General features: G+C 60.7%; 21 protein-coding genes and 2 tRNA genes. 11 read left to right on the forward strand and 12 right to left on the reverse strand.

Annotated features, from left to right (window positions below):
* Positions 1–55: 55 nt before the first annotated feature.
* Positions 56–1,246, forward strand: a complete 1,191-nt coding sequence (locus NW860_RS10675) for an aspartate aminotransferase (RefSeq protein WP_414514115.1) — start codon at positions 56–58, stop codon at positions 1,244–1,246.
* Between the two features lie 3 nt (positions 1,247–1,249).
* Here the strand turns inward: NW860_RS10675 and NW860_RS10680 are convergent, their stop codons facing one another.
* Positions 1,250–2,458: a Coenzyme F420 hydrogenase/dehydrogenase, beta subunit C-terminal domain gene (locus tag NW860_RS10680; protein ID WP_414514117.1), complete on the reverse strand. Its 1,209-nt coding sequence runs from the start codon at positions 2,456–2,458 to the stop codon at positions 1,250–1,252.
* Between the two features lie 118 nt (positions 2,459–2,576).
* On the reverse strand, positions 2,577–3,209 hold the full coding sequence (locus NW860_RS10685; protein ID WP_414514119.1) for a response regulator transcription factor: 633 nt from the start codon (positions 3,207–3,209) through the stop codon (positions 2,577–2,579).
* A gap of 309 nt (positions 3,210–3,518) precedes the next feature.
* On the opposite strand from NW860_RS10685, the gene NW860_RS10690 reads away from it, so the two are divergent.
* Together NW860_RS10690 and NW860_RS10695 are read left to right on the forward strand one after the other, a co-directional pair.
* Positions 3,519–5,570 carry a ribonuclease catalytic domain-containing protein gene (locus NW860_RS10690; protein WP_414411503.1) on the forward strand — a complete coding sequence of 684 codons (2,052 nt, stop codon included), beginning with the start codon at positions 3,519–3,521 and terminating at the stop codon, positions 5,568–5,570.
* A 71-nt stretch (positions 5,571–5,641) separates the two neighbouring features.
* On the forward strand, positions 5,642–6,634 hold the full coding sequence (locus tag NW860_RS10695) for a phosphate ABC transporter substrate-binding protein (RefSeq protein WP_414514121.1): 993 nt from the start codon (positions 5,642–5,644) through the stop codon (positions 6,632–6,634).
* A 5-nt stretch (positions 6,635–6,639) separates the two neighbouring features.
* Here NW860_RS10695 and NW860_RS10700 read toward each other — a convergent pair whose 3' ends face one another.
* Entirely contained in the window at positions 6,640–7,761 is a 1,122-nt protein-coding gene (locus NW860_RS10700; RefSeq protein WP_414514123.1) for an LptF/LptG family permease, read from the reverse strand.
* 246 nt (positions 7,762–8,007) lie between these two features.
* Between NW860_RS10700 and NW860_RS10705 the strand changes: the two genes are divergently transcribed.
* Entirely contained in the window at positions 8,008–9,462 is a 1,455-nt protein-coding gene (locus NW860_RS10705) for a pyruvate kinase (RefSeq protein ID WP_414514125.1), read from the forward strand.
* 12 nt (positions 9,463–9,474) lie between these two features.
* On the opposite strand, the gene lptB is transcribed toward NW860_RS10705, so the two are convergent.
* Positions 9,475–10,203 (reverse strand): LPS export ABC transporter ATP-binding protein, encoded by a 729-nt coding sequence (gene lptB / locus NW860_RS10710; RefSeq protein WP_414393426.1) that lies wholly within the window; start codon positions 10,201–10,203, stop codon positions 9,475–9,477.
* A gap of 165 nt (positions 10,204–10,368) precedes the next feature.
* Here lptB and NW860_RS10715 point away from each other — a divergent pair, with 165 nt between their 5' ends.
* The gene (locus tag NW860_RS10715; protein WP_414514128.1) at positions 10,369–10,767 is read left to right on the forward strand and encodes a pentapeptide repeat-containing protein; all 399 of its coding nucleotides are present in this window, start codon (positions 10,369–10,371) and stop codon (positions 10,765–10,767) included.
* Positions 10,768–10,812: 45 nt separating this feature from the next.
* Here NW860_RS10715 and NW860_RS10720 read toward each other — a convergent pair.
* Positions 10,813–10,893: transfer RNA gene (locus NW860_RS10720), tRNA-Leu, on the reverse strand.
* Between the two features lie 61 nt (positions 10,894–10,954).
* On the reverse strand, positions 10,955–11,899 hold the full coding sequence (locus NW860_RS10725; protein WP_414423457.1) for a PLP-dependent cysteine synthase family protein: 945 nt from the start codon (positions 11,897–11,899) through the stop codon (positions 10,955–10,957).
* A 152-nt stretch (positions 11,900–12,051) separates the two neighbouring features.
* Here NW860_RS10725 and NW860_RS10730 point away from each other — a divergent pair, with 152 nt between their 5' ends.
* Genes NW860_RS10730 through NW860_RS10740 form a run of 3 tightly spaced genes read left to right on the forward strand, consistent with a single transcriptional unit; the run spans position 12,052 to position 14,746 of the window.
* Positions 12,052–13,197: a cob(I)yrinic acid a,c-diamide adenosyltransferase gene (locus NW860_RS10730; protein ID WP_414393431.1), complete on the forward strand. Its 1,146-nt coding sequence runs from the start codon at positions 12,052–12,054 to the stop codon at positions 13,195–13,197.
* A gap of 11 nt (positions 13,198–13,208) precedes the next feature.
* Positions 13,209–13,970 (forward strand): lysophospholipid acyltransferase family protein, encoded by a 762-nt coding sequence (locus NW860_RS10735; RefSeq protein ID WP_414514142.1) that lies wholly within the window; start codon positions 13,209–13,211, stop codon positions 13,968–13,970.
* Complete coding sequence (locus tag NW860_RS10740) at positions 13,958–14,746, forward strand: alpha/beta fold hydrolase (RefSeq protein WP_414514131.1); 789 nt, start codon at positions 13,958–13,960, stop codon at positions 14,744–14,746. Before NW860_RS10735 ends, NW860_RS10740 begins: the two co-directional genes overlap by 13 nt.
* Here the strand turns inward: NW860_RS10740 and NW860_RS10745 are convergent.
* The gene (locus NW860_RS10745) at positions 14,724–15,452 is read right to left on the reverse strand and encodes an HAD-IA family hydrolase (RefSeq protein ID WP_414514133.1); all 729 of its coding nucleotides are present in this window, start codon (positions 15,450–15,452) and stop codon (positions 14,724–14,726) included. The two genes, NW860_RS10740 and NW860_RS10745, sit on opposite strands and share 23 nt — an antisense overlap.
* Positions 15,449–16,363, reverse strand: a complete 915-nt coding sequence (locus tag NW860_RS10750) for a PhoH family protein (protein ID WP_414514145.1) — start codon at positions 16,361–16,363, stop codon at positions 15,449–15,451. The genes NW860_RS10745 and NW860_RS10750 overlap by 4 nt, the downstream gene beginning before the upstream one ends.
* A 625-nt stretch (positions 16,364–16,988) precedes the next feature.
* Here NW860_RS10750 and NW860_RS10755 point away from each other — a divergent pair.
* From NW860_RS10755 to NW860_RS10765, 3 genes are all read left to right on the forward strand, one after another.
* Positions 16,989–17,540: a hypothetical protein gene (locus tag NW860_RS10755; RefSeq protein WP_414425774.1), complete on the forward strand. Its 552-nt coding sequence runs from the start codon at positions 16,989–16,991 to the stop codon at positions 17,538–17,540.
* Between the two features lie 106 nt (positions 17,541–17,646).
* A tRNA-Ser gene (locus NW860_RS10760) sits at positions 17,647–17,738 on the forward strand.
* Between the two features lie 48 nt (positions 17,739–17,786).
* A complete protein-coding gene (locus NW860_RS10765) occupies positions 17,787–18,545 on the forward strand; it encodes a TIGR00297 family protein (protein ID WP_414393439.1) in 759 nt (252 codons plus the stop codon).
* 75 nt (positions 18,546–18,620) lie between these two features.
* On the opposite strand, the gene NW860_RS10770 is transcribed toward NW860_RS10765, so the two are convergent.
* From NW860_RS10770 to clpP, 4 genes are all read right to left on the reverse strand, one after another.
* Positions 18,621–18,953, reverse strand: a complete 333-nt coding sequence (locus NW860_RS10770) for a ribulose bisphosphate carboxylase small subunit (protein ID WP_414405442.1) — start codon at positions 18,951–18,953, stop codon at positions 18,621–18,623.
* Between the two features lie 3 nt (positions 18,954–18,956).
* The gene (gene rcbX / locus NW860_RS10775) at positions 18,957–19,364 is read right to left on the reverse strand and encodes a RuBisCO chaperone RbcX (RefSeq protein ID WP_414393442.1); all 408 of its coding nucleotides are present in this window, start codon (positions 19,362–19,364) and stop codon (positions 18,957–18,959) included.
* A gap of 64 nt (positions 19,365–19,428) precedes the next feature.
* Positions 19,429–20,853 (reverse strand): form I ribulose bisphosphate carboxylase large subunit, encoded by a 1,425-nt coding sequence (locus NW860_RS10780; protein WP_414393443.1) that lies wholly within the window; start codon positions 20,851–20,853, stop codon positions 19,429–19,431.
* Between the two features lie 513 nt (positions 20,854–21,366).
* Positions 21,367–21,969: an ATP-dependent Clp endopeptidase proteolytic subunit ClpP gene (gene clpP, locus NW860_RS10785; RefSeq protein WP_414393444.1), complete on the reverse strand. Its 603-nt coding sequence runs from the start codon at positions 21,967–21,969 to the stop codon at positions 21,367–21,369.
* Between the last annotated feature and the right edge of the window lie 119 nt (positions 21,970–22,088).

A 22,088-nucleotide genomic window follows, 5' to 3' on the forward strand; every position in this document is an offset into this window, starting at 1 on the left:
CCTTGGGAGCCGCTCTGGCGGTAAGCTGTGCAGTTAACCCCAATTCCGTGGCTTTATGAACCTTGCCCCTGCCCAACGCCTGCGCAAGCTGCCTGCCTATGTCTTTGCCCGGCTGGACGAGCTCAAGGCCCGCGCCCGCCAGCAGGGGCTGGATTTGATCGATCTGGGCATGGGCAACCCCGATGGCCCCACCCCCCAGCCGGTGGTGGAAGCAGCCCAGGCGGCCATTGCCGATCCCACCCACCACGGCTACCCTCCCTTTGAGGGCACAGCTAGCTTCCGCCAGGCCATTGCCGAGTGGTACTGGCGCCGCTATGGAGTGGAGCTAGATCCCAATGACGAGGTGCTGCCTCTTCTGGGATCCAAAGAGGGCCTGACCCACCTGGCCTTGGCCTATGTGGATCCCGGGGATCTGGTGCTGGTGCCTAGCCCTGCCTACCCGCCGCATTTTCGCGGCCCCCTGATTGCCGGCGGCCAGATCTACCCGCTGCTGCTGCGTCCGGAAAAAGGGTGGCTCATTGACCTGCAGGAGATCCCGCCGGAGGTGGCTAAGCAAGCGCGGCTGCTCTACTTTAACTACCCCAACAACCCGACAACGGCGGTGGCGCCCCGCTCCTTTTTTGAAGAAGTGGTGGAGTTTGCCTGCCGATACGACCTGCTCTTGGTGCACGACCTGTGCTACGCCGAGCTGGCCTTTGACGGCTATCGGCCCACCAGCCTGCTGCAGATCCCCGGTGCCAAGAACCTGGCAGTAGAGTTCCACACCCTCTCCAAAACCTACAACATGGCCGGCTGGCGGGTAGGGTTTGTGGTGGGCAACCGCCAGATCATCCAGAGCCTGCGCACCCTAAAGACCAACCTCGACTACGGCGTTTTTGGAGCTATCCAAAAGGCCGCTGAAACTGCCCTGCGCCTGCCCAATAGCTACTTGGAGGAGGTGAAAGAGCGCTACCGCCGCCGGCGCGACTATCTCATTGCCCGCCTGGCGGAGTTGGGCTGGCAGATCGAGCCGCCGCGGGCGACGATGTACCTCTGGATCCCCACCCCCCGCACCGCCGACGGCACCCCCGAAGGCTCGACGGAGTTTGCCCTGCGGGTTTTGGAGTCCACAGGCGTGGTCGTAACCCCTGGCAACGCTTTTGGAGAAGGGGGAGAGGGCTACGTGCGGATTAGCCTCATTGCCGACTGCGAGCGCATAGGGCAGGCCATCGACCGCTGGGCCGAGGCCGGGATCCGCTACTGCTGAGCCTCAGTCTTTCGGAAGGTGATACTGCTCCACAATCCGCCGGGCAAAGGGAGGGACATGCCGCTCCAGCTGGTGGGGATAGTGGCGGCGCACATAGAGATAGTTGCGAACAAAGTGGGAGTCGATGGAAAAGCGGGCATACTCCAGGCCGCGGGGCCCAAAGCGCTGGATGGCTGCTCCCAGGATCCGAGCCAGCCATAGGGGCAAGCCCAAGGCTTGGTCATAGGCTTGGATCCCCTGTTGCACCGCCGCTCGTCTCGAGCCCTGCGAGATCACCGGTTGGGTTTCCAGCTCCTCCCAAACCAGCTCCAGGAGCTCCCGCCCGCGCGAGTTGCGCACCACCAGCCACTGCCAGCCAAAGGGGGATCCCATGTAGCCCACCACTAGGTCTGCCAGGCTGTTGACGTAGTCAAAACAGGTGAGGCAGGAGGGGGCAAACACGTCTTTGAGTTCTTTGGTCTTGAGAGCGAAGAAAGGCACCTTTTCCACCGAGCCATCTTCGTGTTTGAAGTGGATGTGGAAATCCTGCATGAACTCGTAGTGCACTACCGTCTGCGGGGAGCGACTGGTGGTTTCCAAAAATTTTTGCAGCCCCGCGCGGCTGACGTTGTCCACACAGGGCGTGCCCAACACATAGAGCTTCTCCAGGCCCAGCTTGTTCTCCACCGCCCGCAAAGCCTGAATCTGGCAGCCTACGCCGATGACCAAGAGGCGCTTGAGGCCGCTTTGCTCCACCTCCTCTAAGACCGACAAGTTGGGCGATAGCGTTGGCTTGTTAACCCGCGCTGCCAAAACCGCTTCCGGGGTACGCGCTAAGACAGGCCGCGGCTGAAAGCGGTCCTGGGGATCCGCCTGCACGCACACCACGCCTTCCACTAAGCCGCTGCTGAGAGCTTTCATGCCAATGCTGCTGACAATGCCCGTCCACTGGGCGCCAGGGATCGGATCCCGCTTGCGGGCCGTGTACATTGCCTCGTAGACGCCGAAGTAGTCAGTATCGCTGACAGCAGCTGACTTGGAGCGCAGCGATTCTCGGGATCGCCCGTGGGTTTGCTCTTCCAGGTGGGTAAATTGCTGGTTTAAAAAGGCACAGGCCTCTTTGACATGGGCGACATAGCGGGTATCGCAGAGGCCGCACTGGCTACACAGCTCTTTGGCTGGATAGTGGCCGGAGCGAATGGGCCGAGCCGGACGCGGTGGACGAGATCCCATAAGGTCTAGACCCTAGCCGACACAGGAGGGCGGGTACCTCCTTACAGTTTGCCGCCAAAACCGCAGACCGCGCGCAGAGAAGTTGAGAATCCGCGCTCCTGCCAAGTCCTTAGCTCCCTTAGCCTCTGCCCAAACCACTTTCTATGGCCCAGCGGGCCAGCTCGGTGCGATTGTGCAGGCCGGTTTTGCTGAGCATGTTGCTGACATGGCTTTCGATGGTGCGCTGGCTCACCCCCATCACCTCGGCAATCTCGCGGTTGGACATGCCCCTGGCTACGTACTGGAGCACCTTGGTTTCCGTGGGAGTAAGCTCAACTTCTCGATCCAGCTGGATGACCGGCTGAACGGGGGCACCTTGCATCTGCAACAGGCGCTCCGTGTGTTTGAGGGTAGCTTCCACCTGCGCCACCAGCTCTTCCGGTTCAAAGGGCTTGACCAGGTAGGCGTCTGCCCCCGTATTGAGCCCGCGCACCCGATCTGCCGTTTGCCCCCGCGCCGAGAGAAAAATGACCGGGATCCAATCCGTGGCCCTATCGGAGCGAAGGGTCTGGACAAAAGTGTAGCCATCCATCTCCGGCATCATCACATCGCAGATGATGAGATCCGGAGTCAAGCGGCGCATCACCTCCAGGGCTTCCAGACCATTGCTGGCTGCCACCACCTCGTAGCCGCGAAACTCCAGGTAATCCTTCGCCAGGAGGACGAGATTGGGATCGTCATCAACAACCAGTAAGCGCTTTGGGGCGTTCACGGCTGACCTCGTCGTTGCTGGCAAGCCCAGATGACCGGGACTTGCTAGGTAAACTTTTGGAGATGGAGAGACCCAGAATCTACGGCCAAGATTCTACCTTGCTCCTGATGGTTTCTGCTGGCTTGTGTAGATTTCTTCAACCCGCTAGGAGGGGCTTCAGCAAGCTCTGCCTTGGGATCCCTGGCAGCTAGCAGCCTCCACCTAGCTTTTAGGGTAAGTTTGCTTGGCGGGTTTTTCCCATAGTCAAGGAAGGCAGAGCTAGGAGAGAATGTTGAGAGCAGCAAGCGTGAGCCTGGCTGGGTAGAGAGGGTGGAAAAGGGTACGCTGGTAGAGTTTCGCCACAATAACGAGCGGCTATTGGCTGTAGTTCAGGGCACGGAGGGCAAAAAGAACCTGCTGTTGGAGGTGCCCTCAGGGCAGGTTTACAGCGTTCACCCCCGCCAAATTACGTTTGCCCTGAACGGCAATTCCAACTTTACCGTTTCCGACATCCCCAGCTTTTGGCAGGCGGTTCAGGCGAAGCTGGATCCCGAGAGCTTGGCTTTGGCCTGGGAATTGGTTCAGGAGGAGCGGCGGCCCCTGAGCCTGTCGGAGATGGCGCAGTTGTTGTTTTCCGACGATTCGCCGGTCTCCACCTATGCAGCCTACCGCCTTTTGAGCGAGGATTACATTTACTTTAAGGAGAAGGGAGAAGGCTACGAGCCGCGCCCGCCGGCACAGGTCAAGGAAATTCTCCATCAAATTGCTGTCGCCCAGCAGCGGCAGCAGGAGCAGGCCGAGTTTGAGGCCCGCCTAAAAGCAGCGGTGGCCCAGCCTGGGCAAAAGTACACTTGGACCCCGGCGGAACGGGCTCGTCTGGAGCTGTTGGAGCGCTTAGCTTTGCAGGGAGCACCCGATAGCCTTCGCAACTACGAGGATCTTTCCCACAACCTCACCCCCTCGGATCGCGAGCGGGCTTCCCACCTGCTGCGGCTCCTGGGATTCCCCGACACGCCCCAGGGAGCTTTTGAGGCGTTGGTGGCTTTGGGACTGTGGAGCCGCCACGAGAACCTGGCCCTGCGCCTTACGGGGATCCCCACCCAGTTCCCCAAAGAGGTGGAGCGCTACACCCAAACTTTGCTGGGCGGCCCCCCTCCCTTCCTGGAGTCCCATCGGCGTCGGGATCTCACTCATCTTCACACCTACACCATTGACGACGCCAGCACTCGCGACATCGACGATGCCCTCAGCGTCGAGTTTTGGTCGGAGGACGAGGCGAAGCTCTGGATCCACATTGCCGATCCCAGTTGTTGGGTGCAGTGGGGGGATCCTCTAGATCTAGAGGCCCGCCGGCGGGGTACTAGTGTCTACCTGCCAGAGCGGGTGATCCCGATGTTCCCGCCAGAGCTGTCCACTGGTCCTATGAGTTTGGTGCAGGGGGAGGTGCGGCCTGCCCTTAGCTTTGGCATTCGCCTGGGAGGCGACGGGGCGGTGCGCGACTACGAAATTTGCCTTAGCCAAATCCAGGTAAACTACCGCCTCACCTACGACGATGCCGACGAGATGCTGGAGTTGGGGGCAGAGCCGCAGCTGACAGCCATTGCTCGGGCAGCCCACTGGCGCTACACCTGGCGACTTGCGCAAGGGGCGATCCCCATTGGCCTGCCGGAGCAGGACATCAAGGTCATCGACGAGATCCCCCACCTGCGCGTTATTGAGGATACGCCGGCGCGGCAGATGGTGGCGGAAATGATGGTGCTGGCCGGCGAGGTAGCCGCTCGCTTTGCCCGCCAGCATGGGATCCCAGTGCCCTACCGCCTGCAGCCTGCTCCCGAACTGCCCCCGCCGGAAGTTTTGGAGCTGTACCCCCAGGGGCCGGTCAGGTCCTTTGCCATCATGCGGTGTCTGTCGCGGGCAGAGGTGGCCACGCAACCCGAGCGGCACGCGGGCCTGGGCCTTGATGCCTACTGCCAGGTAACTTCCCCAATTCGCCGCTACCTGGATCTGGTGGCGCACTACCAGATCAAGGCCTTTTTGCGCGGGGATCCCCTGCCCTTGACAGAAGCCGAGGTGCAGCAGGTGGTGCTGGGCATTGAGCCAGGCACGGCCGAGGCCGCTCAGGTGGAGCGCAAGTCCAAGCGCTACTGGAGCATTGAGTACCTGCGCCAGCGACCAGGGCAGACTTGGCGGGCCTTGGTTCTGGGCTACCTGCGCGAGGAGGAGAACCTGGTGATGGCCATGCTGGATGAAATTGCCTTTCGCGTGCCGGTGCGCTTGGAGCGGCAGGTGCCGCTGGGGGCCTGGATTGAGTTGGAGGTCCTCCAAGCAGATCCCCGCGCTGATGTAATTGAGTTGCGGGAGCTAAGAGACTTTGCTCCCTAAAGAGGCGGGCAACTGATACAACCAACTGATACAACAGAGGAGGGTCATCCCCGTTCCCCAGGAGGAGTTCTATGGCCACACGACCTTCTGGCCCGCCGCCAATTGTCTATATTCTCCTGATTGCCATCTTGGGGGGCGGCTGGTATGCCCATCGCTCAGGCTTGCTTAGATCCTGGTTGAACCGCACCTCTGGGAGCCCGACTGCTCAGCCGCAAGCCCCAGCGGCACCCAACCTTCCCCAGGCGCAGGCCCCCAATCCCCCTGCCAGCTCCGTTAACCTGGACACTTCCCTGCCCAACCCGGCGGTGCTGCAGATGGATGGCAGCGTCACGATGGTCCGCATCGTCTTGGCCTTGAAGTCTGGCTACAGCCAGCGCAACCCCGGCATCCCCATCACCTACGGGATCCCGGATGGCAAGCCCAATGGATCCAATGCCGGCCTGAAGGCGCTGATGGAGGGCCGCATCCAGCTTGCTGCCAGCTCCCGCCCCCTCAACGCCACGGAGGTGCAGGCGGGTTTGCAGGCCATCCCAGTGGCCAAGGATGCGCTGGCGGTGGCGGTGGGGGTCAACAACCCCTACAAGGGCGGCCTGACGCTGCAGCAATTGGCCGATATCTTCCAGGGTCGGATTACCAACTGGAGCCAGGTGGGCGGTCCGGATCGGCGGATTCGTGTCCTCAACCGCGCTCCCCAGAGTGGCACCTACAGCGTTTTCCAAGAGCTGGTGTTGCTGGGGCTGCCCTTTGCCCCCGACAACCCCCCTTACTTCACCACCGCCACCCAAGACGTCACCACTCCTCTCTTGCGGGCGCTGGGGGAAGACGGCATCACCTACAGCACCGTGGATCAAGTGCAGAACCAGCAAACGGTGAGGATGGTGCCCATCGACGGCCAGATGCCCACCCGCGAGGCCATTCAAAGTGGCCGCTACCCGCTGGCCCGCAACGTGTTCTTGGTGGTGCCGCGAAAAACCAGTCCTGTGGTGGCTGACTTCATTAACTACGCCCTCTCGGATCAAGGCCAACAGATCATTGGCCGCACCGAGTTCATCCCGCTGCGCTAGCCAGCCTAGCGGTTGGCGCGGTACAGCAAGGCCCCGCCTATGCCTAGGCAGACGCAGTTGGGCAGCCAGGCTGCCACCTCTGGCCCCAGCGTCCCAATCTGCCCCAGCGCCTGGCTGACAAACAGGAGCACATAGTAGGCAAAGATAATCAGCACGCTGAGGCCCAAGCCCAAAGAAGAACTGGTGCGCTGGGGTCGTAGGCCCAGCGGGGCCCCGATCAGGGTGAAGGCCAGACAGGCAAAGGGGATGGCGTACTTCTGGCTAAGGTTGACCTGGAGGCGGCGTACCCGCTGCAGATCCCCGGAGCTGGCTAGAACCTCAATGTAGCGGCGCAGCTCTGGAATGTTCATCTCCTCGGGGCTGCGAACCTCCTGGGCCAAATCCAGCGGCGCCCGCGACAGACGCAGCTCCTGGCGGGAAAAAGTGGCGATGTTGCTGTAGGTGCCGTCGGGCGAAACGATGTAGGTGGTGCCCTCCTCAAACACCCAGAGGTTCTCCCGGGGATCCCAGCGCCCCCGCTGCGCCAGCAGAATTTGACTGAGAGCCTCGTTGGAGACATCCAGGACGATCACGCCGCGCATCTCTTGGCCATCGAAGCTGCGGGCGTAAAACTGACGGGTTAGCCCTTGCCGTCGGGAAAAGCTGCCATCGGGCTCCGGCGTGAGGATCTCGCCAAATTCTTGGTAGAGGATGTTCTCGCGGCGAAAGTCAGGATACCGGTTCAAAGCGCGGTTTAAAGTCAAGGCTGCCTGGCGATTGCTCACCGGCACCACCAGCTCGTTGAACAGAAACGTTAGCGCCGTTACCAACAAGCTGAGCAGGACAGCCGGCACCACCAGGCGGTAGAGGCTCACGCCGCAGGCGCGCAGAGCCGTGATCTCGCTATCGGCAGACAGGCGCCCATAGGCCAGCAGCGTCGCCAACAACATTGCCATGGGAAACGTCAAGACGATGATCCCCGGTGCCCGCAGCAGAAACACCTGCAGGGCCACTGAAATCGATAGCCCCGCCTCCACCACCAGGCGCACCAGCTCAAACAGAGAGCTCACGGCCATCACCAGGGTGGTAAACGCCCCCACCCCACCGAGAAACGGCAGGAGCATCTCGGAGAGGAGGTAGCGATCCATTAGGCCTACTGCACAGACGAGGGAGAGCCTGCGGCAAGACTGCTTGACCGAACAAGGAGTGGAAGGAGAGGAGAGTTTCACGCAACCTAAGGGTAGTTGGGACAGCCAGCCCTTCGCCCAAGAGGTGAAGGCTGTTAACGACTTTAGACCGGAACCTTGGGGAACAAAAGGTTGATTCCCTCCCTTTCTCAATCCAATCCGCCTACGATCGACCTAGGCGGGCAGAGGACTGGGCTGGGTTCCAGCATGGCTTCTTTCCATCTCAAGGGTTTGCTGGAGCGGCTCCTGGAGCTACGACAGCAGGTTGTCGAGGGATCCCAGAACTACCTGGCCGCCTGGGGCTGCCTTGCGAACCCTCCTGCAGCCCTCTGCAACCTGGCGCGCTACCTGGCGCTACGCCAACACGATCTGCGCAACCTGCAATTGGAGCTGGCTGCGGTGGGGCTGTCCTCGCTGGGACGGTGTGAATCGCGGGTCTTAGAGACCCTGGATGCGGTGATCGCCACTTTGGCAGCGATGCAGGGCCTAAGCTACAAGGGGCCCAGCTATGAGGAGTTTTACGCTGGGGACATGGCGCTGGAGCAGCATGCTGAGGCGCTGTTTGGCCCTCCTTCTCCCCACCGCCGCGCCCGCATCATGGTGACCCTGCCCAGCGAAGCTGCCGAGCAGCCCGAGCTGCTGCTGCAACTGCTGCAACGGGGGATGAACGTGGCCCGGATCAACTGCGCCCACGACGATCCCCTGGTGTGGGAGAAAATGGTGGCCCACTTGCGCCAGGCCGAAGCCCAGACTCAACGGCGCTGCAAGATTTTGTTCGACCTGGCCGGCCCCAAGATCCGCACGGGCCCGGTGGCCATGCCCCCCGGCAAAGCCAAGGTGTACCGCGGGGATCGCATCCTGCTCACGGCAGCCATGCCGCCGGTCACCTCTGACCCCTCTTGCCAGGTGGCTTGCACCCCGCCAGAGATCTTGGCGCACCTGCAGGTGGGGGCAACTGTCTGGATCGACGACGGCAAAATCGGCGCCCGTGTCGTGGGGATCGAGCCGGTAGGGGTGGTGCTGGAGGTGGACAAAGTCGCCCCGCAGGGCAAGAAGTTGCGGGAGGGAAAGGGCCTCAACTTTCCCGACAGCCAGCTCCCGATCCAGCCTCTGACCGAGAAAGATCGCCAAGACTTGGACTTTGTGGTGCAGCATGCCGACCTGGTGGGCTATTCCTTTGTCCAGCAGCCGGCAGATTTGCAGTTGCTGTTTTCTGAGCTGGAGCGGCGCCAGGCCCGTCCTGATCTGGGCTTGCTCCTCAAGATTGAAACGCAGCGGGCGGTGAAAAACCTACCCGCCTTGATCGCGGCCGCCGACGGCTGCCGACCGCTGGGGGTGATGATTGCCCGGGGGGATCTGGCCGTAGAGATAGGTTGGCTGCGCTTGGGGGAGATCCAGGAGGAACTGCTGTGGATCTGCGAGGCGGCCCATGTGCCGGTGGTCTGGGCTACGCAGGTGCTGGATCGGCTCACCAAAGAGGGCCTGCCCTCGCGGCCTGAGCTTTCCGATGCGGTGATGTCTGCCCGCGCTGAGTGCGTCATGCTCAACAAAGGCCCCTATCTCCTGGAGGCAGTTGCCCTTCTGGATGAGCTGCTGGCCCGGATGCAAGCCCACCAACACAAGAAAAGCCAACGCCTGCGAGCTTTGTACTCCTGGCGCTAAGCCAGAGCAGCCTCAAAGACGAAACTTCTCCCCCAGGTAATACTTGCGCACCAAGGGATCCGCCGCCAGCTCTGCTGCCGTGCCCTTGGCCAGAATGGCTCCCTCGTTGAGAATGTAGGCCCGGTCGGTGATCTCCAGCGTCTCCCGCACGTTGTGGTCGGTAATCAAGACGCCGAGGCCCCGCTGCTTGAGCTTGGCCACCACCTCCTGGATGTCGGCCACCGCAATGGGATCCACCCCCGCAAAGGGCTCATCCAGCAGCAAAAATTTCGGCCCGTGGATCCCAGCAGCCAGGGCGCGGGCAATCTCGGCGCGGCGCCGTTCTCCCCCCGACACCTGCAAGCCCAAACTGTGGGCCACATGGGCAATGCGGAACTCCTCGAGCAGGTGGTTGAGGCGCTGCTGCCAGAGGCGGCGAGGCACCCCCGTCTGCTCCATCACTAGCAGCAGGTTGTCTTGAATGCTAAGGCGGCGAAAGATGCTCGGCTCCTGGGCCAGATAGCCGATCCCCAATTGGGCGCGGCGATGCATGGGCAGATGGGTAATATCTTGGTCATCTAGCCAGACATGGCCGCGGTTGGGCTGGATTAGGCCAGTCATGATGTAGAAGGTGGTGGTTTTCCCCGCTCCGTTGGGCCCCAGCAACCCGACGATTTCCCCTTGCTCAATGCTCAAGCTGACATCCTTGACCACCTCGCGGCGGCCATAGCGCTTACAGATGTTTTCCAGTCGAATCTGCATAGGGCCAGCCCAGGACTAGACGCTTTTTCCTAATCAATGCTGGCGGATCCCGAAAGCTAGTTCCAGCAAAAGCAGTGGGCCCCACTGTTGCTCCAGGAGGTCCAGATGTCCCTATCCTGGGAGCAATGCAGGACAACCTCGCTCCGCTGGGTTGCTGTCGTTAACTTGGCTACCACGAATTTCCCTCTCCAAGCTTCCGCTATTCTGGGGCTGCTGACCACGGCAACGGTTGCCTCCACTGCCGCTGCCACCACCCCCAACGCTTGCTTCCTGCGCTACCTGCTGGCTTCCAAAGCCTGCCCCAACTGCCGTCTGGGAAGCAACCTGGATCTGGCAGAAGCCAACTTCCAGGGTGCCGACCTCATCGAGGCCAACTTGGAGCGCGCTATCCTGACCGGCGCCGATCTCAGCGGTGCCTACCTGGTGGGAGCCAATTTGCCGCAAGCAAACTTGCGCGGCGCCAATCTTAGCGGTAGCTACCTGGAGGGGACGGATTTGCGCGGTGCTGACCTGCGCTTTGCCTGCACCCAAGGCACACGCCTTCAGGGTGCTGTCCGGGAGTAGCGCAAAGAGCTCCCTCTAGGAGAAGTGTCAAGCGTGAAAGCCCACTGCGGATGGCGAGACTCGAACTCGCATGGCAAAGCCACACGCCCCTCAAACGTGCGCGTATACCAATTCCGCCACATCCGCGCTAGCTGGACTTCTTCTATCCTAGCAGCAAAAAGGCCGGGGTGTTAGGGGGCCGGCAACCCTAGTCCTCGGTCCAAAACCGCTCCGAGAGGTACTTGTCGGCCCCGTCGCAGAAAATGGTGACCACCACCCCCCTGGAAAGTTGGCGAGCCACCTCAAGGGCAGCCACCACATTGGCACCAGAAGAGATGCCCACCAGTAGCCCTTCCTCCAAAGCTAGGCGCTTTACCATCTTCTGGGCGGCTTCGGTGGAGACCTCGAGGTGCCGGTCCGGCAAGCTAGGATCGTAAATCGCTGGCTTGAGGGCCGTGGCCATGTGCTTGAGGCCTTCGAGGCCGTGGAAGGGGGAGTCCGGCTGCATGGCAATGATCTGGATATCAGAGCGGTACTCCCGCAGGCGCCGCCCCACCCCCATGCAGGTGCCGCTGGTGCCTAGCCCGGTTACGAAGTGGGTGACCTGTCCCTGGGTTTGCTCCCAGATTTCCACCCCTGTGGTCTCGTAGTGGGCCTGCCAGTTGGCGGGATTGCTGTACTGGTCGGGATAGAAGTAGAGATCGGGGTTTTCGGCGTAGAGAGCGCGGGCTTTCTCGATGGCCCCATCGGAGCCGAGGGCTGGATCCGTGAGCACCAAGTCCACCCCGTAGGCAGCGAGGATCTTCTTGCGCTCTGGGCTAGCGTTGGCCGGCAGGGCCAGCTTCACCTTGTACCCCAAAGCTGCCCCTATCCAGGCATAGGCAATGCCCGTGTTGCCGCTGGTGGCATCCAGGATAATCTTGCCAGGCGTAAGCTTGCCCTCGCGCTCGCCAGCGCGAATCATGTTCAGGGCCGGGCGATCCTTGACCGAGCCGCCGGGGTTGTACCACTCTGCTTTGCCGTAAACTCGCACCGCTGGCGGCAAATCAGCAGTAACCCGCCGCAGGCGAATGAGCGGCGTCCGTCCCACCAGCTCAATGGGGCTCTCGACCGCAGGGGGCAAGGGGCGAGAAGAAAACGCACTCGGGTACAAGCGGGATCCCTCGCTAGACAAGCACTGGACTGGACAACCATTGCTCATCTTATCCCGGTGTTCGTCAGTTCCAGCCTCTTCTGGGCTTCCCCGGCTCCTTTAGCTAGACTCTAAGATGGGGGTTAGCAAAAAGCGCTTTGGGCAACAGCAGGATGCGGAGCGGCAGGGCAGAAATCGGCATAGTAACGGCGCAACAATTCGATCGCCGGCGAGGTCAGATCCACGTCTACGACGGCGAGGGCAAGGGCAAGTCACAGGCGGCTCTGGGGGTTGTGCTGCGTTCAATTGGGCTGGGGATTGAAAACTCGGCCCCTAGCCGGGTGTTGCTGGTGCGGTTTCTCAAGGGACCGGGCCGCACCTATGCAGAGGACGCCGCGATTGCCGCTCTGCAGCGGGGCTTCCCCCACCTTATCGATCAACTGCGCACGGGGCGAGGAGAGTTCTTCGGCCCCGACGAGATTACCAAGTTTGACCGCCAAGAGGCTCGTCGCGGCTGGGATGTAGCCAAGGGGGCGCTGGCGTCGGGGTTCTACTCGGTGGTGGTGCTGGACGAGCTAAACCCGGTGCTGGACCTGGGCCTGCTGCCTGTGGATGAGGTCGTCAGCACCCTCAAGCAAAAGCCAGAGGAGATGGAGGTCATCATCACCGGGCGGGGCGCCCCCAAGGAAATTATCGACCTAGCAGATCTGCACTCGGAAATGCGCAGCGTGCGGCGGGCGGCGGATCCTCAGAACGGACAGCCCCCCCTCAGCGGCATCGAGATCTACACCGGCAACGGCAAGGGCAAGTCCACCAGCGCTCTGGGCCGGGCTCTGCAGGCCATTGGGCGCGGCATCAGCAAGGATCTCTCCCACCGCGTCCTGATCATGCAGTGGCTCAAGGGGGGAACAGGCTACACAGAGGATGCGGCCATTCGCGCTTTGCGGGAGAGCTATCCCGATCTGGTGGATCACCAGCGCTGCGGTCGCGACGCCATTGTCTGGCGGGGCAAGCAGCAGGAAATCGACTATGTGGAGGCAGAGCGGGGCTGGGAGCTGGCTAGGGCAGCCATCGCCTCGGGGCTTTACAAGACCATCATCCTGGACGAACTCAACCCGACGGTAGATCTGGAGCTATTGGACGTGGAGCCCATTGTCGAGGCTTTGCTGCGCAAGCCGCGGGACACGGAGATCATCATCACAGGGCGCTGCCATGCGCCTCTGCCCTACTTTGAGCTTGCCTCTGTCCATTCGGAAATGGTGAGCCACAAGCACTACGCCGAGCAGGGAGCCGATCTGCGGCGCGGAGTGGATTACTGAGCAGGGTGGCGATGGGATCCTGGGTGGTGCTGGATCAGCTCCTGCAGCGAAGCGGGTTCCCCGACGCGAGGGCGCTGGCGCAGCTCTTGCTTGGCCTTTTCCAGACGGAGGTGTGGGTGGAGGGCAAGGAGCGGGTTCCCCAGGGCCCCCTGCTGGTGGTAAGCAACCATCGCAGCTTTTTGGATGCGCCGGTGCTGATTGCGGGGCTGGATCGGCCAATTCGCTTTGCTTGCCACTACTACCTCTCTCAAGTGCCCCTCTTGCGGGAGGTTGCCTTGGCTCTGGGTTGTATCCCCCTCCAGCAGGGATCGGGTTCACAGCTTGCCTTTTTTCGCCAGGCGCAGGCCACCCTGGCAGCGGGCGGGGAGGTGGGAATTTTCCCCGAAGGGGCGGAGCAGATGACCCGCAAGACCTTACCGCAGGAGGTGGGGCGGTTCCAGCCGGGCTTTGCCCATCTGGCCTTGGCTGCTGGCGTGGATCCCCTGCCAATCCTACCGGTGGCAGTGTGGGCCCAAGAGGAGTGGCGAGCAATCGACATCCCCATGGCTTTCTTCCGCTGGTTTGACCCCACAGAGCCCAGCTTTCAGCAGCCGGGGGGGCATCCGGTGGTGATCTACCGTCAGGTGGTGGTTCGAGTGGGATCCCCTCTTTGGGTGAGGGGAGCAAGAAGGCGCTATACCTGCCGCCAGGAGCGGCTGCAGCTCATTCGGGAGTTAACGGCAGCCGCCCGCGAACAGGTGCGCTTGGGGTTGACAAGGAGATGGAAAGATTGAAAAGCAAGCCCGCCGCCTCTAGTCCAAGCCGCCAGAAGCGGCCCCTGCTGCTCTATTTGCCGGGTATGGATGGCACGGGCAAACTGTTTTACCGGCAGGCGCAGGCTCTGCAAGCCGAGTTCCGCGTCCGCCCTCTGAGCTTAAACCATCCCGAAGCGGGGCATAGCTGGGAGAGCTTGGCCGATTGGGTGGGATCCCAACTGGAGGAGGGAGCCTACCTGTGTGGCGAGTCCTTCGGAGCTTGCCTAGCCCTGGCTGTAGCTGCCCAGCAGCCGGAGCGCTGTCGTGGCCTGATTCTGGTCAATCCGGCCTCCTCGCTGCGGCGCCGGCCCTGGTGGTGGGCAGGTCAGGTTCTCCTGCCCTTTTTGCCGCCGGGACTTTACCACCAACTGGCGGAGCGGGGGTTAGGGTTTTTGGCGGAGCTGGGCCAAATGGAGCCGCCGGATCGGGAGCGGCTGCGCCAGGCCGTGCACAGCGTTTCTCCGGAAGTGGTTGCCCATCGTCTAGCCTTGCTGGGATCCTTTGCTGTGGAAGATTTGCCCCTCGAGTCGATGAGGCTGCCAACCTTGCTGGTGGCGGGGGGGCGGGATCGTCTCCTGCCCTCGGTGCAGGAGGTGCGGCGTCTGGCGGAGCGACTGCCCCAGGCCCAGGTGGAGATCTCGCCTTTAAGCGGCCATGCTTGCCTTCTGGAGCGGCAGATGAACCTGCGGCGCTACTTGCTCAAGCCCGATGGGGTCTTTGCCCCGCTACTGCTCAGTTCCGCTCTGGCCCCCTGAGCAGCAAGAGGGAGCCCCACAGGTTTTCGATTCGCTCTTGGCAGAAGCCGTCTTTCCCCTCTCGATCCAGCCAGAGGGCTCTCAGGCCTGCTGCCTTGGCCCCCTCATAGTCTTCGCGGCGGCTGTCGCCAATGTGCCAGGCAGCGGCAGGCGGGATCCCCTGGGCCGCTAGGGCAGCCTGGAAGATGCGGGGATCGGGCTTGGCATAGCCCACCTGGGTAGAGAGAGTAAGGCTAGAAAAATAGCCGTCCAGTTGCAGCGCCTGCAGCACTCGCACTAGACGGCTGTCGAAATTGGAGATTACCCCTAGCTGGATCCCTTCCTGTTGCAGGGCTTGCAAAACTGGCAGCGTCTCGGGATAGAGCTCCCAAGGGTCCCCTGCGGCAAAATGCTCGAACAGGTGGGCAAAAAACGCTGCAAAGCGCTCCTCCCCAAAGGCAGTAAGGGATCCCTCCACCTGGGCAAAGGTCTGGCGCACCACTTGATGCCACCAGGCCCGCTCCCACTCCTCTAAAAGGGATCCCGTCAAGCCCACGCAGGCGGGTGGCGGAGCACTGGCAAAAGCTTGGGCAAAGGCGCGATCCAACGCCCGTGGTTCCACGGCTACCCCGTATTCTGCAGCTATTTGGCTATAGACTTGGCCCACGCCGCCCCGCACCCGGAACAGAGTGCCAACGGCATCGAAAAAGATCGCCTTCGGCCTCATTGCTGGTTTTCGTAGCGCGCGTAGGCCTCGACAATCCGCTGGACTAGAGGGTGGCGCACCACATCTCGCTGGTCAAAGTAGCAAAAGGCCACCCCCTCCACCCCCGCTAGGATGCGCTCTGCAGCCGCCAGGCCCGACAGTCGATGCTTGCCCAGATCCGTTTGGGTGAGATCCCCGGTAACCACCATGCGGGAGCGGAAGCCCAGCCGAGTGAGGGCCATCTTCATCTGCTCAGGGGTGGTGTTTTGGGCCTCGTCCAAGATAATGAAAGCGTTGCTGAGGGTACGCCCCCGCATGTAGGCCAGCGGCACCACCTCGATGACTCCCTGGGCCATCAGCTGAGGCAGCTTGGCCGGGTCGATAAACTCAAACAGGGCATCGTAGAGAGGCCGCAGATAGGGATCCACCTTTTCCACCAGATCCCCTGGCAAAAAGCCCAACTTCTCCCCCGCCTCTACTGCTGGTCGCGTCAGGATCAAACGCTCGTACTCGCGGTTTTGCAGGGCTGTGATGGCGACAACGGCTGCTAGATAGGTTTTCCCCGTGCCTGCTGGCCCAATGCCGAAGCAGAGATCGTGGGTGCGAATGGCTTGTACGTACTCCTGCTGGCGGGGCGTTTTGGGCCGAATGAGCTCTCCCTTGCGGGTGCGAGCCAAAACCCCTGCCTGCACTTGCCGATAAACCTCAGCTTCTTGGTTGGAGAGAGCACGGAAGGCTTGTTCAGCATCGACTGCTGTTACAGGGTGCCCGGCTTGCCAAAGGGGTTTGAGCAATTCTAGCCACTGCCGCACCTGCTGCCGCTGTTGAGGTGTTCCCCTCAGATAGAGATCCTGCCCTCGCAGGGTAACCGAGGCGCCGCTGCAGCGGCTAATCCACTTCAAGTTAGACTCCTGCACGCCCGCCAGGGACATGGCCTGCTGGGGACTTGACAAAGAGATGATCTCGAGATCGGTGACAGCGGAGGAAGTCAAGTGGTTGTGCATGCCGTGGGCGCCGTGCACCCTAAGACCTGTTGAGACCTGTGATGGCGATCCTATCAGAAGCTCCGGCTAAAGCGCTCCAGGTTCTGGCCAGCCTCGGCAAAAGGCTTCTCGGACAGCAGAGTCCGAGTGTTCTAGGACACCCATCGGGAAAACTTGCCCTCCTCGAGTTCAAGGTTCAGCTTTTGCTAGCAACGGAGTTAGAAATATTGAAAGAAATCTTTTTCTTCTGAAATAGTCGTTACTCATCAAGCAGAGCTAGTTTAGCCTTGAGGGTGTATAGCCTCCCAGTACATTCCGCCATTCACGTTGTCGATTTACATTAATGAAAAGGCATCTGAACCTGGTCTTTCAGCACTTTTGGTAAAAATTTGAAAAAGTCGAACCCGCTCTTTGGGCAATTTGGGTGACCTGGATTTGCCAGAGCTAGCAAGAGAGAGAACTTCCAATAGAGAGCCTTACGAGAATCTGGAGCTGTTTTTTATCAGCTTGCCTTAAAACTTCTTAAGGCTTCACAATCACAATCTTGCCTTGCAAGGAAACTAAGGAGATAGCAATGTCTACCCAATTGGTTACACCCGCTACGCTAGAGCTTCTGCAAGTGGATTTGACGCAAGTCCCTCCAGAGATTACCTGTGATGGCAGCGACTTGGACTGGAGCCAAGCCGTGGTGATCGAGGGCAGTCAGCCCCAAGAGGAAAATTTGCAGGGCTGGATTGCCTTCTGTGGCCTGCGGGTTAACCACGAGGCCGGCAATGTCCTGTACTGGCAAGGGCAGCCGCTGCGGGCCAGCCGCATTCGCTTTTTCGTAAGAAATGTAGCCTGGCGCTATGGCTTCTCTTTCTCCACCAGCATTCGCTCCCCTCTCGGCAAAGGGATCCCCACGCCTCCCGACTGGCGCTACCCTGGCCTTTGCCGCTACGGCCTGGTGCTGTTCCAGCCCAACGTCCAGTTGGTGGCCCGACAGGTCTGGGAATCCTCGCCCGAGCAGCCGCAAGAGGTGGATCTGGATCCCAACCTGGATATTGCCTTTAATGTCAACGACGCCAAGGGCAGTTACAGCGACAACAGCGGCAGCTTCGATATCTACGTGCAGGTGGTGAGCTAAGGGCAGCCAGGGATCCCCGCCGAGAACAGTTGCCGGCTGGGATCCCATCTTCTACAATAGGTGAGCTAGAAGTTGGCGCCCAGCTTGCCGCTGGCTCTGCCAGCTTGGAGAGGTGGCTGAGTGGTCGAAAGCGGCTTCCTGCTAAGAAGTTACGGGGCCCAAAAGGCTCCGTCGAGGGTTCGAATCCCTCCCTCTCCGTTTGCCACAGCCAAAGCTAGCCACCTTTGCCGCTGACGGAGGGCACTGATGGGCCAGGGATGGCTTCTAAGTCAGTGGGGAGTGGCGCTCTGGCTCAATTTACTTCTCGTGGGGCTAGCCCTGCAGAGTCCCCAAAAGGCGCTGACCCGGGCTGGGGTGCTCCACGCAGGGCTGCTGGGTTTGTTGGTGTGGGGGGGCCTGGGGTGGCGGGGCTACCTGGTAGTAGCCGCCTATTTTTTAGTCGGCACAGCCGTCACCCGCTTGGGGATCCACCGGAAGCAGGCGCAGGGAATTGCCGAGAAGCGAGGAGGGGCGCGGGGCCCAGAAAATGTCTGGGGCTCTGCTTTGACCGGGGCGGTATGCGCAGTGGGATACGCTTTCTTTCCGCACTCCCTGTGGTGGTTGGGGTATAGTGCCAGCTTTGCAGCGAAATTGGCCGATACCGTCAGCAGCGAAGTAGGCAAAGCCTATGGACGGCAGACCTTTTTGATCACCACTTTTCAGCCGGTGCCTGCCGGCACGGAGGGAGCTGTCAGCCTAGAGGGATCCCTGGCGGGGGTGGCAGCAGCAGGTGGAATGTCCGCCTTGGCCTGGGGGATTGGCGGAGAATGGGTGGGAGGGGATCCCTGGTGGCTGAGCGCCTGCTGGCTGGCCGGCATCCTGGCCACTCTAGCAGAAAGCTGGATGGGGGTAGTGCTGCAGCCCCGCCTGGCCTGGATGACCAATGAGGTGGTGAACGGCATTCAGACAACCCTTGCCGCTCTTTTGGCGGTGGGGCTGGGAGCCCTCCTGGGGATTGGAGCGTAAAGAGAGCCCAAGGAAAAAGGGAGGAGCCCTCCGGAAGCTCTCTCCCCTAGGGGTGTAAAAACAGCAGAACAGCTTCTAGCGCAAGCCGCTTGGCTTGTAAACCAAGAAGCCCAGCACCTGACACTGCTTAATGTTGTCGAAGCCCACCACGCGGATGAAGCAATGGGGGTAAGCGCTGCGGCAGGCCTGCACCTCAGTCAGCACCTCCTGTGGAGAAGTAGCGCTAAACAGCGGCAGCTTCCACAAAGTCCAGTAGTGGTCGGTTGGCTCGGAAGATTCGTTGAATTCGATGGCAGGGATGTAGCCCTGATCCAGGATGTACTGCACCTGCTTGAGGATCTGCAGATCCGTTAGGGGTGGCAGATAGGAAAAGGTTTCGTAGCGGCGCTCTTTCGGTAGGGTTTGCATAACTTACTCCGTTTCAGGTGTAGGGTTTTGGAGAGGGGATCCTGCCTCTGGGTGGGTGACCGGCAGGGATCCGCTTGCTGAAGTCAGCCGTTCCAGGTGGCTGCGGCGGTGTTCCATGTTGGCCTGTTGAATACCGGTTTTGGCCATTTCCGGCAAGTAGTCGACCACCTCCGCTGCCAGGTACTCTCGAACGGTCATGATGCGGTAGGCCAAGTCGGCCCGCTCTGCCAGCAAAGCCCGAAGATAGGCTTCCCCATCCTGGAAGCTTTGCCGAGCAGAAAACTGCTGCAGCCAGAGGGCCCTGGGAGGATCCGTCTCGCTCAGTTGGGCCAGCACCGTGCGCATCGCCTGATAGGTCAGGTAGCTGATTAAAGTTTTGGCCGTGTCCTTGGCGATCTGCTTTAGATCCATGACCGATCCAGGGGTTGGGCCAGGGGGGCAAGAGAGTCCAGAGATCCCTTGCCCCCAGAGAGTTTTAGAGCGTATCGACGGGCTTGAACTCGAACTTGACCTCTTTCCACAGCTCGCAGGCAGCCGCCAGCTCTGGCGACCACTTGGCTGCTTCGCGGATGATGTCGCTGCCCTCTCGGATCAGGTCTCGACCTTCATTGCGGGCTTGGATGCAGGCTTCCAGGGCCACGCGGTTAGCCGTTGCACCGGGAGCATTCCCCCATGGGTGGCCGAGCGTGCCGCCGCCAAACTGCAGCACCGCGTCGTCCCCGAAGATCTCCACCAGCGCCGGCATGTGCCAAACGTGGATCCCTCCAGAAGCCACCGGCATGACCCCAGGCATAGAAGCCCAATCTTGGGTGAAGAAAATGCCGCGGGAGCGATCCGCCTCGACGTAGTTTTCCCGCATGAGATCCACAACGCCCATGGTGATGGCGCGGTCGCCTTCCAACTTGCCCACCACCGTACCGGCGTGCAGGTGGTCGCCGCCAGACATGCGCAGGCACTTGGCCAGCACCCGGAAGTGGATGCCGTGGTTTTTCTGCCGGTCGATCACTGCGTGCATGGCGCGGTGGATGTGCAGCAGGATGCCATTATCGCGGCACCACTTGGCCAGGCTGGTGTTGGCCGTAAAGCCCGCAGTGAGGTAGTCGTGCATGATGATGGGAGCGCCAATCTCCTTGGCAAACTCCGCCCGCTTGAACATTTCCTCACAGGTGGGCGCGGTCACGTTCAGGTAGTGGCCCTTGATCTCGCCGGTTTCGGCCTGAGCTTTGTGGACCGCTTCCATGACAAACAAGTAGCGATCCCGCCAGCGCATGAAAGGCTGCGAGTTGACGTTCTCGTCGTCTTTGGTAAAGTCCAGCCCACCCCGCAGTGCCTCGTACACAGCCCGCCCGTAGTTTTTGGCGGAAAGGCCCAGCTTGGGCTTGATGGTGCAGCCCAGCAGCGGACGGCCATACTTGTTCAGCTTATCCCGCTCTACCTGAATGCCGTGGGGAGGGCCCTGGAAGGTCTTCAGGTAAGCTACGGGAATGCGCAAGTCTTCCAGCCGCAGCGCCTTTATGGCCTTAAAGCCGAAGACGTTGCCCACAATTGAGGTGAGCATGTTGGTTACTGAGCCTTCCTCGAAGAGATCCAGCGGGTAGGCGACGAAGCAGAAGTACTGGTTCTCTTCGCCAGGAACCGGCTCGATGTCGTAGCAGCGGCCCTTGTAGCGGTCCAAGTCAGTGAGCAGATCGGTCCAAACGGTTGTCCAGGTGCCCGTCGAGGACTCAGCTGCTACTGCTGCCCCTGCTTCTTCTGGAGGAACGCCTGGCTGAGGCGTAACCCGAAAACAGGCTAGGATGTCGGTATCTTTGGGCGTGTAATCAGGGGTGTAATAGGTCAGTCTGTAGTCTTTCACCCCCGCTTGATAGCCGCTCTTGGTTTTCGTTGCTGAATAGGCCACGTCAATCCTCCTCTACACGAATGACAAACTCTGCAAAGTTGAGAACTAGCATCTCCAGCTTCAGGCAACAGGCGAGGAAGCAGAGGTAAGTAGCCTCAACTGCCTGCCCTTTCTGGCCTTGGAGCTGCCTCACAATCGGTAGGCTCGACCTTGCAGCCTACCTCTTTCCCCTCAACCTGTAAGCCCTCTTCCCTGACTCCTTTCATCGCTAGCTTTAACGCACCAAGTCCAGAAAGCCTCTATGGACTATTTCCAGCTCTTGTTGCCCCTGCGATCTCAATAATGCAGCTCCACCTTCTTGGGTTTAATCCTAAACTACCATCCGCGATGAAAGCCAGATCATGACTTTCTTTATGAGTTTGATTAGCTTACTTAAAGCAAGCCAGGCCTTCCGCTGGCAACGGGATAGATTTCTTTGACTTTCTTCACATCTTCCTGGGAGAATCCCCCCACTAACGACACCAGCCCCCTTGACAGGGAGCTGAGAAAGAGACTCCCTGGCAGCCAGGAGGACTAGGAAACGGTCGTCAGGGAAGGCTGGGGCTTCTTGGTGATTACCTGGTCGATGATGCCGTATTCTTTGGCCTGTTCTGGGGTCATAAAGTTGTCGCGGTCTGTATCGCGCTCGATACGCTCCAGCGGCTGGCCCGTGTGGTAGGCAAGCAGGCTGTTGAGGCTGTTTTTGATAAAGAGGAGCTCCCTGGCCTGGATCTCAACGTCGGTGGCTGGACCCTGGGCTCCCCCCAAAGGTTGGTGAATCATAATGCGGGCGTGGGGAAGGGCAATGCGTTTGCCCTTGGCACCCCCTGCCAGCAAAAAGGCTCCCATGCTGGCGGCCAAGCCAATGCAGATGGTGGAGACGTCTGGCTGGATGTGCTGCATGGTGTCGTAAATGGCCATACCGGCATAGACAGAGCCGCCAGGAGAGTTGATGTAGAGGTAGATATCTTTCTCAGGGTCTTCGGATTCCAGGTAGAGCATCTGGGCCACAATTAGGTTGGCTACGTCGTCATCTATCGGCGTGCCCAAGAAGATAATCCGATCCCGTAGCAAACGCGAGTAAATATCAAAGGCGCGCTCGCCGCGTGCAGATTGCTCGATAACAGTGGGAATCATGCCAGTCCAAGCGATGGGTTGCTACCATAGTGTAGTTTAAGCCACGGGATAACTGCCCCCTGCAGAGGAGTTGCCTGGCTCTGCCTAGGTAGCCTGCCGCTGGGATCCTCATTATCAAT

Origin of the sequence: Synechococcus sp. F70.1 (assembly GCF_047502745.1) — a bacterium.
Lineage (GTDB): Bacteria > Cyanobacteriota > Cyanobacteriia > Thermostichales > Thermostichaceae > Thermostichus.